Source organism: Rhizobium sp. SSA_523 (assembly GCF_030435705.1).
Classification (GTDB): Bacteria; Pseudomonadota; Alphaproteobacteria; order Rhizobiales; family Rhizobiaceae; genus Neorhizobium.
Map to the genome: position 1 here is coordinate 98,882 of NZ_CP129380.1, position 15,191 is coordinate 114,072.

Consider the following 15,191-nt stretch of genomic DNA (forward strand, 5'->3'; position numbering starts at 1 on the left):
GCAACGATCCTTCTTCCAGAAGCCGCCAATGCTCCTGCACGATTTGCGGGAATGTTGGGATGAAACTCTTCCGTCTGGTTCTTCTGTTGTGTGCCTCCCTCTGCCTCTCGGTCTCGGCCAGTGCTGCACCGGTGCTGCAGCACTATTTGCCTGCCACAAAAGCGTCCGAACTCGTGCCAGGTGCAGACAGCTTCGGGCCTGTTCGCGCAGATCTGGCCGTTGCCCCGGTATTGAGGGGCTCGGAGACGGTTGCCTGGGTGTTCGCCACTTCAGATTTCGTCGGCACCACGGGCTATTCAGGCAAACCCATCCACACACTGGTGGCAGTAGGTCTGGACGCGAAGATCATCGGTGTGCAGCTAGTCAAGCATTCCGAGCCGATCGTCCTGATCGGGATACCGGAAGCCAAGGTTAAGGCGCTGGTTTCAGGCTATACCGGGCTTGACCTTGTTGCTGAAGCGAAATCCGGGGGCACCGCACATGAGGTGGATATCATCTCCGGAGCCACTGTCACCGTCATGGTTATCGACGACTCAATTGTCCGCTCCGGCTTAAAGGTGGCGCGGGCGCTTGGGCTTGGCGGACTGACCCCCGAAAGCGAACAGGCGGGCACGCGTTTTACGCTGGATGCGGAGGCCGCCGCGCCGGCCGAATGGATGGAAGCAGAAGGGGACGGCACAATCCGGCGACTGTCGCTCGATGTCGCTCAAGTCAATGCGGCCTTTGCCGAACATGCCGATGCGCGTGCCCGCGAGCGTGCGCTGACCGAGCCGCCGGAAACGACCTTCATCGACATGCATGCGGCGCTGGTCTCGGTGCCGGTCATTGGCAAGGCCCTGCTGGGGCCGGCCGAGCAGGCCAATCTGACGGCTTGGCTGAAGGACGGCGAAAGCGCCATCGCCATCGTCGGCAGGGGGCTCTATTCGTTCAAGGGTTCCGGCTATGTGCGCGGCGGCATTTTCGACCGCATCGTGCTGATCCAGGACGACGTGTCGGTACGTTTCCGCGACCGCGATCATCGCCGACTTGGGGACATCGCGCTCTCCGGCGCGCCCGATTTCACCGAGATGGACCTTTTTCGCATACCCGCCAATGTCGGCTTCGATCCGGCCAAGCCGTTCCGCATCCAGCTTCTGGCGCATCGCGAGGTCGGGCCGATCGAGAAGGTGTTCCATACCTTCGACCTCGGCTACCAACTGCCGCAGAAATACCTGAAGCCCGTTGCCGCTCCTCCCGTCGAGGTCGCCGCCGTCGCCGATCGCGACGAGGGTTCCGCCCAGGCGGATCTATGGAAGCGCATCTGGCGTGAAAAGACGCTGGAGATCGCGGTTCTTGGCACCATGCTGTTCGTGCTGACGGCGGCATTCTTCTTCCAGACCTATGTGGTCCGAAACGCCCGGAACTTTTACATCTTCCGCATCGTCTTCCTCACGGTGACCTTGGTTTTCCTCGGCTGGTATGCCAATGCCCAGCTCTCCGTGGTCAACCTGATGGCCTTGTTCGGCAGCCTGGTCACCGGCTTTTCCTGGCAGGCCTTCCTGCTCGACCCGCTGACCTTCATCCTCTGGTTCTCGGTGGCTGCGGCGCTGTTGTTCTGGGGGCGGGGCGCCTATTGCGGCTGGCTCTGCCCATTCGGGGCGCTGCAGGAACTGACCAACCAGATCGCCCGCAAGTTGCACATCCCGCAGTGGACCCTGCCCTGGGGGCTGCATGAGCGCCTCTGGCCGCTCAAGTACATGATCTTCCTCGGCCTATTCGGGGTCTCCCTGATGAGCGTCGAGCAGGCCGAGCATCTGGCCGAGATCGAGCCGTTCAAGACGGCCATCATCCTCAAGTTCATCCGCGCCTGGCCGTTCGTCGCCTATGCCGTCGCCCTTCTTGTCGCCGGGCTGTTCGTCGAGCGCTTCTATTGCCGCTATCTCTGCCCGCTTGGTGCGGCACTCGCGATCCCGGCTCGCATGCGCATGTTCGACTGGCTGAAGCGCTATCACGAGTGCGGAAACCCCTGCCAGACCTGCTCGAACCAATGCCCGGTGCAGGCCATCCACAAGACCGGCGAGATCAATCCGAACGAGTGCATCAACTGCCTGCACTGTCAGGTGCTCTACCAGTCCGAAACCGTCTGTCCGGTCGTGATCAAGAAGATGAAGTCGCGGGCCAAGCTTGCGGCAAGCCCGGGCGGAGCGCCGATCCACCAATCCGCAGCCAAAGTCTAACCGAAGAAGGACATCGATGATGGAAACGAAAGAAAAGAAGGGCCTGAGCCGGCGAGAGCTGTTTAGCGCCACGGCCGGCACCGCTGTACTGGCCGGAAGCATAGGGCCCGGCGCGCTTGGCCTCGGCGCCGCCGTCATAGCGACGCCGGCGCTCGCCGCCGCCGAAGGCGACGGCTCCGTAGCACCAGGCAAGCTTGATGATTATTACGGTTTCTGGTCCTCGGGCCAGACCGGTGAGATGCGCATTCTCGGCATCCCCTCGATGCGCGAGCTGATGCGCGTTCCGGTGTTCAACCGCTGCTCAGCCACCGGCTGGGGCCAGACCAATGAGTCCATCCGGGTCCATCAGCGGACCATGTCCGAGAAGACAAAGAAGCAGCTCGCCGCAAATGGAAAGAAGATCCATGACAATGGCGACTTGCACCATGTCCACATGTCCTTCACCGAGGGCAAGTATGACGGCCGCTACCTGTTCATGAACGACAAGGCCAACACCCGAGTTGCCCGCGTCCGCTGCGATGTGATGAAGACCGACGCCATTCTGGAGATCCCGAATGCCAAGGGCATCCATGGCATGCGCCCGCAGAAATGGCCGAAGACCAATTATGTCTTCTGCAATGGCGAAGACGAAGCGCCGCTCAACAACGACGGCTCGACGATGACGGACGTCTCGACCTATGTGAACATCTTTACGGCTGTTGACGCCGAAAAGTGGGACGTCGCTTGGCAGGTCAAGGTCTCCGGCAACCTCGACAACTGTGACGCAGACTACGAAGGAAAGTGGGCCTTCTCGACCAGCTACAACTCCGAAATGGGGATGACCCTCGAGGGAATGACCAAGTCCGAGATGGACCACGTCGTTGTCTTCAATATTGCCGAGATCGAAAAGGCCATTGCCGCTGGGCAGTATGAGGAGGTGAACGGCGTCAAGGTCCTCGACGGCCGCAAGGAAGCCAAATCGCTCTTTACCCGCTATATCCCGATCGCCAACAATCCGCATGGCTGCAATATGGCACCGGATAAGAAGCACCTCTGCATCGGCGGCAAGCTTTCACCGACCGTTACCGTGCTGGACGTGACCAAGTTCGACGCGCTGTTTTACGACAACGCCGAGCCGCGCAGCGCGGTCGTCGCCGAACCGGAACTTGGTCTTGGGCCTCTGCACACGGCGTTTGACGGTCGCGGCAACGCCTATACGTCCCTCTTCCTCGACAGCCAGGTGGCGAAGTGGAACATCGAAGACGCGATCAAGGCCTATGCCGGCGAGAAGATCAATCCGATCAAGGACAAAATCGACGTCCAGTACCAGCCGGGTCACTTGAAGACGGTCATGGGTGAAACGCTCGACGCTTCAAATGACTGGATGGTTTGCCTGTGCAAGTTCTCCAAGGACCGTTTCCTGAACGTCGGGCCGTTGAAGCCCGAGAACGATCAGTTGATCGATATCTCCGGCGACAAGATGAAGCTCGTGCATGATGGCCCGACATTCGCCGAGCCGCACGACGCGATCGCGGTCGCACCGTCGATCCTGCCCAACATCCGCTCGACATGGGACCGCAACGACCTGATGTGGGCCGAAACTCGGAAGCAGGCCGAAGCTGATGGCGTCAACATCGACGAGTGGACCGATGCGGTGATCCGTGATGGCAATAAGGTGCGCGTCTACATGACCTCGGTCGCGCCAGCTTTCAGCCAGGAGAGCTTCACGGTCAAGGAGGGGGACGAGGTGACTGTCATCGTCACCAATCTCGACGACATTGACGATCTGACACATGGCTTCACCATGGGTAACCACGGCGTGGCCATGGAGATCGGCCCGCAACAGACGAGTTCGGTCACCTTCGTCGCCGCCAATCCGGGCGTCTACTGGTACTACTGCCAGTGGTTCTGCCATGCTCTGCACATGGAAATGCGCGGACGCATGTTCGTTGAGCCGAAGGGCGCCTGAACCATGCGGCTGCCCGTTGTCCTCATCGCTCTTGTTCTCTCCTCGCCGCTTGCGGCTGGGGAGCGCATAGTCGCGCCGGGCACGGGCACTCTCGCAGCCGCCATCGCCGCAGCAGCACCTGGCGATGTCTTGAAACTGACCGACGGGGCCTATCTCGGCCCCGTCACCATTGACCGGCCCCTGGCCATCATCGGCCCGCGTCGCGCAGTCGTTGATGGCCAGGGCTCAGGCAGCGTGATGACGATTACCGCGCCCGATGTTCACCTGAGCGGGTTCACCGTGACCGGCTCGGGCCGGATCAACCAGAACCTGGACGCTGGCGTCAAAATCGAAAAAGGGGCCGACCGCAGTCGTATCGAAAAGCTGAGCGTCACGGGAAACATGCATGGTATCGACGTGCATGGGGGCCGCGACGCGGTGGTGACTGGCAACGAAATCACCGGCACCGACAGTCCGCGCATGAACGAGCGCGGCAATGGCATCTATGTGTGGAACAGCCCGGGCACGCTGCTAGAGAACAATGTCATCCGTTTTGGTCGCGACGGCATCTTCTCCAATGCCAGCTCCAACAGCATCTATCGCGGCAATGTTATGCGCGACCTGCGTTTTGCCGTACATTTTATGTACACCCGCAATACCGAGGTTTCCGGAAACACCTCTATCGGGAACCATCTCGGCTTTGCCATCATGTTCTCGAACCAGGCGAAAATCCTGGACAACTTGAGCCTCGGCGACCGCGAGCACGGGCTGATGCTGAACTATGCCAACAATGCCGACGTCACCGGCAATCTGGTGCGTGGGGGCACGAAAAAGTGCTTGTTTATCTACAATGCCCACAAGAACCTGATCTGGAACAACCGCTTCGAGGGCTGCGGCATCGGCATTCACTTCACCGCCGGTTCGGAGAAGAATGTACTGAGCGGCAATGCCTTCATCGCCAATCGTGAACAGGTCAAATATGTCGGGACCCGCAACATGGAATGGAGCCATGAGGGCCGGGGAAATTTCTGGTCAGATCATCCCGCTTTCGATCTAAATGGCGACGGCATCGCCGACGGCTTCTACCGCCCGAACGACGTGATGGACCAGGTTCTATGGTCGCAGCCTGCGGCGAGCCTTCTGATCGGATCGCCGGCCATACAACTGGTCCGCTGGAGCCAGCGGGACTTCCCCGCGACACTGCCCGGAGGGGTTCGAGACAGCGCTCCCTTGATGCGCCCGCTGACGCTCCCGGTGCCGGAAGACATTCTCCGCTACGAAGCTCAGGCCGCCGGCCGATGGGCGACAGGAAATTTTGATGACACCGACCCTGACAATTTCTCAGCTCACTAAGCGCTTCCAGTCCGTTGAAGCGCTGAAGCAGGTCTCGCTGACCCTGCAGCCCGGAAGGCGTGCCGCGCTGCTGGGACACAATGGCGCCGGCAAGTCTACAATGATGAAGATCATCCTGGGGCTGATCCCATTCGACAGAGGTGAAGTCTCAGTGTGTGGCGAAACGCCGGGATCGGCCGCTGCGCGCAGGCAGGTGGCCTATCTGCCGGAAAACGTTGCCTTTCATCCCGCGCTTACTGGCGAGGAACAGATCAGTCACTACCTGGCGCTGCGTGGTGAAAATCCCCGTATCGCACCGGAGCTTTTGGCCCGCGTAGGGCTTGCGCATGCGGCGCGCAGGCGAATCGGCACCTATTCCAAGGGCATGCGTCAGCGTGTCGGCCTCGCCCAGACCTTGATCGGTCGTCCCCGCCTTCTTGTTCTCGATGAGCCCACCTCTGGTCTCGATCCGGTGTCGCGGCGAGATTTCTACGACCTGCTGGATGGTCTTTCGGCCGATGGAACGGCGATCCTGTTGTCTTCGCACGCGCTGACCGAGGTCGAAGCACGCACCGACAGCATTCTTATACTGTCTGGCGGGCAATTGGTGGCGGAGGGCTCGCTTGCCGATCTCCGCACCCGCGCTGCCCTGCCGATCATGCTCCTTGTCCGCCCAGCAGAGGGCCACGCAGAAGCGCTCGTGGCCGCCTTTCCGGAGGCATGCGTCGGCGCCGATGGGCTGCTGCGCATACCTTGTGCACAAGGAGAGAAGTTGCCGCTCCTCGCCCGGATCACAGCGTGGGGACCGCAAGTCGCAGACCTTGATGTGATCCCACCGAGCCTTGAGGACATCTACAGCTATTTCAGTAGGAGGGACGGGCAATGAGCCAAATCCTTGCCACCGCCATCAGCGAGTTCCGCATCGCCTTCCGCAATCGCTGGGTGCTAATTGCCACCGGCATGATGGTGCTGTTTGCGCTCGTGTTGGCGGCTGCCGGATCCGCGCCTACGGGCGATGTCGGCGTGGATAGGTTGTCAGTCACGGTTGCCTCGCTGACGTCACTGGCCGTCTATCTCGTGCCGCTTCTTGCGCTTTTGATGAGTTTCGACGCCATAGCGGGGGAGGTGGAGCGTGGCACGCTGACTCTGCTTCTCACCTATCCAGTGTCACGCCTGCAGATCCTGGTGGGCAAGCTACTGGCACATATTGCGATCCTTGCACTCGCGGTAACCCTCGGCTATGGCGCGGCACTCGTGGTGGCGGTGTGGTCTGATCCAAGCGCGATTATGGGCATTACTGCCCTGGTGCGGCTGATCTGGTCCTCCGTTCTGCTGGGCGCCACCTTTCTTGGCGCCGGATATGCACTTTCGGCACTGGCGCGGCGCCCCTCTGGTGCTGCGGGACTTGCGATCGCGCTCTGGCTCGTCGCCGTGGTGCTTTACGACCTTGCGCTTCTGGCATTGATCGTCACTGATCAAGGTGGCGCCTTCACCACGCAAGCCTTACCCATCGCTCTGCTCGCCAACCCCGCCGATGCGTTTCGCGTTTTCAATCTGTCAGCCGGTCAGGCTGTTGCAGCCGCCGGCGGCATTGGCGGGGCAGCGGGAGCAATTCCGCTGTGGCAATCGGCTGCCTCGCTGTTCCTCTCGCCGTTGCTGGCCATCACCCTAGCACTCGCCGCTTTTCGAAAGGTAACCCCATGAGACGGCATATGCGAAATCCGCTCCGCTCCTTCCTGATCGTCGGTCTTCTGGCACTGCTCGCTGCCTGCCAGGAAAGGACCGCTCAAGACTTGACACCTCAGGACATGACTGCCGAAACGCTCGGCCACTATTGCCAGATGAACCTGCTTGAGCATCCGGGACCTAAGGGTCAGGTATTTCTCGAGGGCATGCCGGCCCCGTTGTTCTTCAGCCAAGTGCGAGATGCCATCGCCTACATGCGGGGGCCTGAGCAGATGGCTCCAATTCTCATCGTTTATGTGAACGATATGGGGGCGGCGGGGGCTACTTGGGATAAGCCAGGCGATGGCAATTGGGTCGCTATAGACAAAGCAGTATTCGTCGTGGGATCGCACCGCGAAGGTGGCATGGGTGCGCCGGAAACTATCCCCTTTTCGAGTCGCCAAAAAGCCGAGGAGTTCGCACGCGGAGAAGGCGGCCGTGTCTTATCCTTCGCAGAGATCACTGACGACATGGTGTTGACGCCGGTGGAAGACGGTGCCGACCCTCACCTGCACGGTGAGGATGCCGAGTTCGAGAACCGCCTGCGCGCCATGCCAAAAAGTGCGGGAGGCTGAGCCATGCCACTAACACGCCGCCGCCTGATCACCATTTCCGCTGCCTTTGCCCTTTTGCCTGCGGTGACACGAGCCGCGCCCCAAGGCTTGAAATTATGGACCGGGCAGGCACTTGGAGCGCGAGCTTCTATTCGGATCGACCATCCTGACGCTGAGGCTGTTGTCGCCCGCGTATTGGCTGAAATTAAACGGCTGGAGGGTATTCTGAGCCTCTATCGCCCGGATAGTGCGCTGGCGCGGCTCAACCGGCAGGGCTTCCTGACCGAGCCACCGTTCGAACTGCTTGAATGCTTGTCGATCGCCGGCGCGGTGAACCACGCCAGCGGGGGGAGGTTTGATCCGACCGTGCAACCGTTGTGGGCGGTCTGGGCCGAAGCCGCCGCGCGCGGGGGCCAGCCGGATGCGCAAGCGCTCGCTGCGGCGAAAGCGTTGGTCGGGTGGGACAAGGTCGAACTGGATTCGGCGAGACTCGATCTTCGGCCGGGCATGGCACTCACGTTGAACGGTATTGGCCAAGGCTATGTTGCGGATCGGGTGGCGGCATTGCTGGAGGCAGAAGGCCTGTCGGACATTCTAATCGACACTGGAGAATTCCGCGCTCTGGGCGGCAATCCCAGCGGGGCTGACTGGTCTATTCGGCTCGAAGCTGGCGGGTCTGTCGGTTTGCGGCAGCGCGCTCTCGCCACATCGTCGCCGCTTGGAACGACATTCGACGCTGCAGGGCGGCACGGGCACATTCTTGATCCCGCGAGCGGAACACCAGCATCGCCGATGTGGCGCACTGTATCGATTTCTGCGCCCACGGCGGCGGTTGCGGACGCGCTCTCGACGACAGCATGCCTTCTGGAGGACGTAGACCAGGTGGAACTCCTTGTCGAATTGTTCCCAGGGGCTCGGCTGGAGGCCGCAGAATGATGGTCTTCTGTGTTCCATAATTCAACGATATGCCACGATGAGCTCGCTTCTCCAAGCTTTGGTAGGAGACCAAGCTCGGTCGATTTCCCTCCTGCCTCTCCGAGAGTCACTTGAACAATGATATCAAGGGGATTAAGTTGATATCATTGTTGATGGCTAGATGAGGTCATGAGGATGCCGGCAGTCACCATTCGGAATCTTTCTGCTGAAACCCACCGCGCGTTGCGTGTGAGAGCAGCTCATCACGGCCGAAGTACTGAGGCGGAAATTCGTGATATCCTCGAGGCCGCTGTTCGCCCGTCTGAGCGCGTAATGCTCGGGTCATTGCTCGTAGACATAGGTCGGGAGGCCGACCTGTCAGGCGACGATGTTGAAGTTCTACAAGAGCGAAACAAGGCGCCAGCTGAGCCAATGACTTTCGAATGATCTTGATTGACACCAACGTGATATCCGAGCCATGGAAGCCGGCCCCTGCTGCAGAGGTTGTGGCTTGGTTGGATGCCCAGGCAATCGAAACACTCTTTATCTCTGCGATATCAGTTGCGGAGCTACGGTTTGGCATCGCATCAATGCCTGTCGGGCGACGTCAATACATCCTCCGCACCCGCCTTGAGGATGACGTGCTACCGCATTTTGTTGAGCGTATTCTGCCCTTCACCCTAAGCACCTCGCGCATCTACTCTGAATTGATGGCAGACGCGCGAGTATCCGGTAAAGCAATCGGTATGGCCGATGGATTGATTGCGGCCACAGCCGCAGAGAGGGGCCTAGTTGTGGCATCGAGAGACATAAGCCCGTTCAAGGCAGCTGGATTGAAAGTGATTAATCCGTGGAGTGGTCAGAACTTCGATTAACAGGCCGTCGGTTCGGAACCCATCAAGGCGAATAGGCCTAGCTATATGCGGCTCGTGCGTAACGACCGTTTCGCGCTTTCATTTTAGCCCTTTACAAGGCCTTGGCCGAATATCGAAAGCAGATCTTCTTCTTTGATCGGTGCTTCTGCCTAAGTGGGGTGGGAAGCGGAATTAAAGCTTCTAGAGTGGACCGCCGGAAAGTGGGCATTGATTCCCCACGAAGCCTACGCCTTGCCGTCGGCGGTGAGAGAAAATGCCCGTTGAGCGGCCATGACTTCTTCTCGGTGCTCTTGCGTCCACTTCAAAATGGCGCGCAGATGCGGCTCGAGGGAACGGCCAAGGGTCGAGACTTCATAAACGACCGCGACAGGTGCGGTGCTGACAACGGTGCGTTTGATGAACCCGTTGGCCTCCAGCCTTCGCAGACACTGGGTCAGCGCCTTTTGAGTGATCCCTTCATTTGCTCGTCGTAAAGCATTGAAGCGCATGGCGCCACCACACAGGTGACCCAGAACCAGCAGCGACCACTTGGTTGTAATTTCTTCAAGCACGACTCGATTGAGTTCGAGATCTTCCTGTGTGAAGTTGGCCATTGTAGGATACTCCAAGCTACCTGGTAGCTTTCAGGTGCGTAATTGCGTCCAAGTTTAATATGTATACCTATACGGCCTCCAGCAACAAGGAGGCTTCAATGCCCACCCAAAATACATCTAACAACGATCGGATCGTTCTCGTTTTCGGCGCCACAGGGCAACAGGGCGGAGCCGTCGCCACGGCGCTGCGCGAACAAGGTTGGGCCGTGCGCGCCTTGGTGCGCAACCCTGACTCCGAGCGCGTCAAGGCCTTGGCAGGCAAGGGCATTGCCGTCGTTCAAGGCGACCTCTCCGATAGGGCCTCGATGCGAAACGCCATGACGGGTGTCTACGGCGTCTTCAGCGTCCAACCCAGCTCAGGGCAAGGCGCTGCCTACAACGTCACCGACGCGGATGAAATTCGTTATGGCAAGGCCATTGCCGACATTGCCGTAGAGAGCGGTGTACAACATCTTGTCTACACCTCAGTTAATGCTGTGGGCACTGAGAAAACAGGCATGGGTCACTTCGACAGCAAGGCCGAGATCGAAGCCTATGTTCGCGACCTCGATCTGTTGGCTACCATCGTGCGTCCCGCCGCCTTCATGGAACTGCTGATGCTACCAGGCATGGGTCTCGAAAGGGGCGTCTTTACCTCATTCGTCCGCACCGAGCAGCGCGCGCAGATCATTGCAGTGCAGGATATTGGCACGATCGTCGCAACGATCTTCGCCTCTCCCGACCGCTTTGTCGGGCGAACGATCGAGATCGCCGGAGACGAAATAACGGGTGCTGGCCTGCAGGACAGTCTGAGCAGGGCGGCAGCACGACCGATCACTTATCATCGGTTCCCGGACAGCCTGCTGGAGGAAAGCCCTTTCCTTGGCCGACTTGCTGCCCTGTTCGATGACGGCCGACTGGCGGGAAATGCCGATCTTGCTGCTTTAAGAGCCGAATTCGGCAAGCTGACAAGTTTCGATGACTGGCTGAATGGGCCTGGTCGACCGCTTCTCCAGGCGGCATTGATCGCAGGCGATGCGCCGATATCCTTGCGCTAATGCAAGCTGGGGGCGCGCGATTTGCAAAGCGCCCCCACAGGCGTCAGCTTTCGGCGACAGGGGCCGTCGTCCGAATGACCACAATGGGGTTGCAAGCGGAGGAGGTGGACTCTGCCTATCAGGGGAATTAGCGGGCAGCTTGCTGCGCAGTAGTCCCCAGAACCGGACAAGTGACGAGATCGTTCGGATCCGTCATCAGGAGGCCATAGAGATCGTCGGTGGTGAGTTCGTCCCGTACTTTCCGAACGCTCTTCCACTGCGGCACGTGAATGCAGGCGAAAAACAACAGCGATTTAAAAAATGCCCCAGGCACTGCCGTTTGGGGCTTCTACACCAAGGATGCGCCTTGCTGCAACCCTTGCCAGTTAATGCAAGGGCCCTCGGCTTCATATTCCGTCGGGCGGAACTTCATCAAAGAAGCTTCTGACCGAGTTGAAGACTTGCCAACGACCGCTTTCCATAAAGAGACAATGGGTCGCTTCTCCCACTTCGACCCATCGCTTGTAAGGCGCTGCTTTGAGTTTTGAGAACACTGCACGGGACATATCTAGTGGGCAGTCCTGATCCCATTCTCCATGAATAATCATGACCGGCACGGTGATATCGGAAGGATTGTAGAGCGGTTTTCCGGAGGCCCAGAACTCACGGCTATCGGCCACCGTACCATTTGGTGCACGTAGTGTCTTATAGCCTGTCCTGTCTCCCTGGGGTTCTGTCTGGAACGTTGCGTCCGCCCAGGCATCAAACCAGTCTGTTGGAAGAATTTTCTCGCGTTTGTGTTCAGGAACCCCGTTAAGCCACCGACCTTTCGTCGAGGACCGTGTAACCAAGCGATACGCGCCGAGAGTACCCCCGTCGTCAGCCAGGCTTGGTGTCATACGGAGCCATTGTGGTGCTACAAGAACCAGCTTGTTCACCGTCTGAACGTTCGCAATGGTATAGCGCGCCATCAGCGATGTTCCCCATGACCATCCTATCAGATTAAGAGCGCTAATGGCTCGCTTACGGCATATGAAGTCTATCGCCGACTTGACGTCGCCGACCGCGACTTCCGTGCGAACTATGGGTAAGTTGTTCTGAGCGGGCTCGTCCATCTCGGCAGGACGGTCGGAGCGGCCATAACCGCGAACATCAACGAGGTAAGTATCATATCCAGTCCTAGCGAGGTGATCCATCCAAGATGTGCCGCCAAGAGCAAGGTCAAAAGTCGTTGACGCCGGGTAAGCCGCGCCAGCAACAAATAAAATTGCTTTCTCGGCGCGGAACGTGTCGTGGTCTTTCAACCGCTTATTGCGCACGAACAGGTTAAGGTTCTCCGAGTCACTCGGGATAAAGAACTCTTCCGTTACGACCGGGTTCATATCAATTTCCCTTTCCTGTAACGAAACGCCAGGCGAAATCCCTGCCCTTCGCGCAGACTTTTCCAGCAGAACTGCTTGCAAAATGCGCTGTGAAGACCGTCGCATCCTGCTCGGCAGCATATTCCAGCAGCCAGCGCCGAGATGCCCTTGCATGGTCTTGGTTCTCGCAGAACGCACTGTTCCAGTCCGGCCTCAAAACTTGCAGTGGTTGATGCATGATATCGCCGCCAAAGACACCTTTGTGGCCACCGTAGTCGAGAGTAATAGCGACGTGCCCAGGGCTGTGACCGGGTGTTGGGCGGAAAATCAATCCCTCCCCAACCGATGCTTCACCATCGACGATGAGGGCTTGACCGGCTGCGATGACTGGAAGGACGCTGTCTTCGAAAACATTCGCGTGGAAACCTTCACGCCCCGCAGGACCTTGCCAATGATCGTGCTCGTTCTTTGAAAAGACGTACTTCGCATTTGGAAAGGTTGGTATCCACCGTCCGTCCACCAATTGCGTATTCCAACCGCAGTGATCTGCGTGCAAATGCGTACACATGACGTAATCGACTTCTTCGGGGTGAACGCCTGCCTCATCCAGCCTTGTCAGAAAGGGCAGATTCAACTGATGAAAGCGTGGCAAGCTTGGTCGCTCTTTGTGGTTGCCGGCACAACTGTCGATCAAGATCGTATGATGCCTCGTCCTCAGCACCCATGTATGAACGCTGGCGATAAACTTCCCCTGCACTTCATCGAAGCATTCCGGCACCATCAGATCGCGATTTTGCGCAAGCACCGCAGGATCCCAATGGGGAAAGAGAAACTCAGGGGCAAATCCGGGTCCTTCTGTAACTTTTTCAATGCTCACATCGCCAAAGCGGAACCTGCACATGGTGCATTCCTCCCTAATTCATCAAAGATGATCTGCGCCTCAATTAAAGCGCTTGTCTTCGCTCGTGTTGATCACTACCCATGACCGTGACATAATCAAAATCGATAGTTGATATAGATGGTATAATCTCCATGGATATATCCGGGCATAATTTGAACTTGCTGGTGTCGCTCAGCATTCTCCTTGATGAGAAAAATGTGACGCGTGCGTCCCGCCGCCTTGGCATCAGTCAGCCTGCATTATCTGCCCAACTAGCCAGACTGCGGCACTGTGGCTGACGACAGCAATAGGCGACGCGCCGGGCAACATCGCTCCAAAATAGGCCGGAGATGAAAGTTCTAGACGTTTTGATCGCAGAAAATCGAATAGTAGAGATGGTCCTTTCAGGCAAAAGCTCCTGCCGTTGATCGATCTTAATTTACCTGTCATTGGCGTACTTCCTGCTCTATACGCGGCGGGACGTCTATCTCACAGCGATACGGCAGACGTCGCCGAACCCTTGCCACCGCTGTGAACAAGGTGTTCTCGTCGGGTTCGATGTGTGGCGGATGTGGTGTAACACGCAAGCACTTGGCCCCTCTCACACGGCCGGGAAATTGATCTTCTGCGCGTAGATTCCGGCATCGGGCATCATTTGATTGGCGACGGACCTCGCCAGTTTGTTACGCATCGCCGGCAGTGCGTAGGAGTGCCACGCCGGCGATAATCGTAGTCGTCACTTCGAACGCAACCCTAAAGAGATGGCGTAGGCGGTTTTGCGCGCTTCGAATATCTCGTCCGCCGGTGGCTCAATGCCGTCGGCGATAAGGCCGGGGTCAAAGATCGTGTCGTCGCAGGTTTCGTTCGGTTCTAACCCCGTGATTGCGACCGTGCCGAGCGTGATTGTGAGTCTTTTGTCCTCGTTCTTCCACCGCAAAGTCACATCATGGCTTAGATCGTCGCCCGGCTCTGCGAGCAGAGCCACAACGTCGAACCGTACCGGATCCTTCTTTAGGCGCTGCGTCAGTTCTTCGAACAGAAAGCCCGGTGCCTTGCTTTTTGCCTCCTCGTCAGTCAGGCCGATCTCGCCAGCATGTGGAACGAGCTTAAACTTGAAAGGCACCTTGTGGCCGGTGGCGTTGATCCCAGTGAAAGAATGAACACCCCAGTAGACAACGCCTGCATAGCTGCCGGGCAGCGGCTTTCCTTTTACGTATTCGGCTTGGCGGGTCGTCTCCGGATTGGCCTTGGTGAACTCGATGATTGCCTCCTGATTCGGTTTTCCATCAGTGCCGGGAGCACGGACTCGCAGGAAGGCCAGCATCTGGTCCAGCGTTTTTGCAAAATGCACCGGCGCGTTTTCCAGAAGAAGATGTGTTTCGCTGCTGCCTGAGAGGAGCTTGACCGAAAACCCACGCAGGTTGACTTTCGATGTATCGGCAACTTTCGGATTGCCCCCGCTGATCGAGAACCGGCCGACGATCGGCCAGGGACGGATGAAACTTTCCGAGTTCGTGACCTTCGTCGCGTCTGGCGAAGGAGTATAGGATCCATGCACACATTGGCCCTTCGCAAATGCTGCACGAACGCCAGGAGGATTGCCTGCCACCGCCTTGAGGGCCTGGACAATGCTCTGAGAATCCGCAGCGCCAGCTTCCCGCAGTCCAACGCCAGCCATACAGGCGAAGCTACAGAGTGAAAGAATTAGAGTTTGACTAAGAGAAGCTATCATCAGAATTCTCCTTTGATCGAAGCCGCGCCGGAGCGCGTACGGAGACAGAGCTAGCGGCATATGGG

General features: G+C 58.4%; 14 protein-coding genes and 2 pseudogenes. 11 read left to right on the forward strand and 5 right to left on the reverse strand.

Annotation, left to right across the window (positions count from 1 at the left end; genetic code table 11):
- Positions 1-59: 59 nt before the first annotated feature.
- The 9 genes from QTJ18_RS00745 (at position 60) to QTJ18_RS00785 (ending at position 9,544) form a co-directional block, all read left to right on the forward strand.
- Positions 60-2,216, forward strand: coding sequence for a NosR/NirI family protein (locus QTJ18_RS00745; RefSeq protein ID WP_252755097.1), 2,157 nt, complete (start codon positions 60-62; stop codon positions 2,214-2,216).
- 19 nt (positions 2,217-2,235) lie between these two features.
- Positions 2,236-4,164 (forward strand): TAT-dependent nitrous-oxide reductase, encoded by a 1,929-nt coding sequence (gene nosZ, locus QTJ18_RS00750; RefSeq protein ID WP_301557741.1) that lies wholly within the window; start codon positions 2,236-2,238, stop codon positions 4,162-4,164.
- A gap of 3 nt (positions 4,165-4,167) precedes the next feature.
- Positions 4,168-5,496: a nitrous oxide reductase family maturation protein NosD gene (locus QTJ18_RS00755; RefSeq protein ID WP_252755095.1), complete on the forward strand. Its 1,329-nt coding sequence runs from the start codon at positions 4,168-4,170 to the stop codon at positions 5,494-5,496.
- A complete protein-coding gene (locus QTJ18_RS00760) occupies positions 5,462-6,361 on the forward strand; it encodes an ABC transporter ATP-binding protein (protein ID WP_252755094.1) in 900 nt (299 codons plus the stop codon). The genes QTJ18_RS00755 and QTJ18_RS00760 overlap by 35 nt, the downstream gene beginning before the upstream one ends.
- The gene (locus QTJ18_RS00765) at positions 6,358-7,179 is read left to right on the forward strand and encodes an ABC transporter permease (RefSeq protein WP_252755093.1); all 822 of its coding nucleotides are present in this window, start codon (positions 6,358-6,360) and stop codon (positions 7,177-7,179) included. The genes QTJ18_RS00760 and QTJ18_RS00765 overlap by 4 nt, the downstream gene beginning before the upstream one ends.
- An 8-nt stretch (positions 7,180-7,187) precedes the next feature.
- Positions 7,188-7,775, forward strand: a complete 588-nt coding sequence (locus QTJ18_RS00770) for a nitrous oxide reductase accessory protein NosL (protein WP_252755092.1) — start codon at positions 7,188-7,190, stop codon at positions 7,773-7,775.
- 3 nt (positions 7,776-7,778) lie between these two features.
- Complete coding sequence (locus QTJ18_RS00775; protein WP_252755091.1) at positions 7,779-8,690, forward strand: FAD:protein FMN transferase; 912 nt, start codon at positions 7,779-7,781, stop codon at positions 8,688-8,690.
- Between the two features lie 174 nt (positions 8,691-8,864).
- Positions 8,865-9,116 (forward strand): FitA-like ribbon-helix-helix domain-containing protein, encoded by a 252-nt coding sequence (locus tag QTJ18_RS00780; protein ID WP_165130659.1) that lies wholly within the window; start codon positions 8,865-8,867, stop codon positions 9,114-9,116.
- Complete coding sequence (locus QTJ18_RS00785) at positions 9,113-9,544, forward strand: type II toxin-antitoxin system VapC family toxin (protein WP_165130661.1); 432 nt, start codon at positions 9,113-9,115, stop codon at positions 9,542-9,544. Before QTJ18_RS00780 ends, QTJ18_RS00785 begins: the two co-directional genes overlap by 4 nt.
- Positions 9,545-9,768: 224 nt before the next feature.
- Here the strand turns inward: QTJ18_RS00785 and QTJ18_RS00790 are convergent, their stop codons facing one another.
- Positions 9,769-10,137, reverse strand: coding sequence for a winged helix-turn-helix transcriptional regulator (locus QTJ18_RS00790; protein ID WP_252755090.1), 369 nt, complete (start codon positions 10,135-10,137; stop codon positions 9,769-9,771).
- Between the two features lie 98 nt (positions 10,138-10,235).
- On the opposite strand from QTJ18_RS00790, the gene QTJ18_RS00795 reads away from it, so the two are divergent.
- Positions 10,236-11,174, forward strand: coding sequence for an NmrA/HSCARG family protein (locus tag QTJ18_RS00795; protein ID WP_252755089.1), 939 nt, complete (start codon positions 10,236-10,238; stop codon positions 11,172-11,174).
- 172 nt (positions 11,175-11,346) lie between these two features.
- Here the strand turns inward: QTJ18_RS00795 and QTJ18_RS00800 are convergent.
- The 3 genes and pseudogenes from QTJ18_RS00800 to QTJ18_RS00810 form a co-directional block, all read right to left on the reverse strand.
- Positions 11,347-11,487, reverse strand: a pseudogene (locus QTJ18_RS00800) (SOS response-associated peptidase); the annotation flags it as partial.
- A 73-nt stretch (positions 11,488-11,560) separates the two neighbouring features.
- Positions 11,561-12,535 carry an alpha/beta hydrolase gene (locus QTJ18_RS00805; RefSeq protein ID WP_252755088.1) on the reverse strand — a complete coding sequence of 325 codons (975 nt, stop codon included), beginning with the start codon at positions 12,533-12,535 and terminating at the stop codon, positions 11,561-11,563.
- 1 nt (position 12,536) lies between these two features.
- Entirely contained in the window at positions 12,537-13,415 is an 879-nt protein-coding gene (locus tag QTJ18_RS00810; protein ID WP_252755087.1) for an MBL fold metallo-hydrolase, read from the reverse strand.
- Positions 13,416-13,546: 131 nt separating this feature from the next.
- Between QTJ18_RS00810 and QTJ18_RS00815 the strand changes: the two are divergent.
- A pseudogene (locus QTJ18_RS00815) lies at positions 13,547-13,681 on the forward strand (helix-turn-helix domain-containing protein); the annotation flags it as partial.
- Positions 13,682-14,130: 449 nt separating this feature from the next.
- Here QTJ18_RS00815 and QTJ18_RS00820 read toward each other — a convergent pair.
- On the reverse strand, positions 14,131-15,126 hold the full coding sequence (locus QTJ18_RS00820) for a catalase family peroxidase (RefSeq protein WP_252755086.1): 996 nt from the start codon (positions 15,124-15,126) through the stop codon (positions 14,131-14,133).
- Positions 15,127-15,191 lie beyond the last annotated feature (65 nt).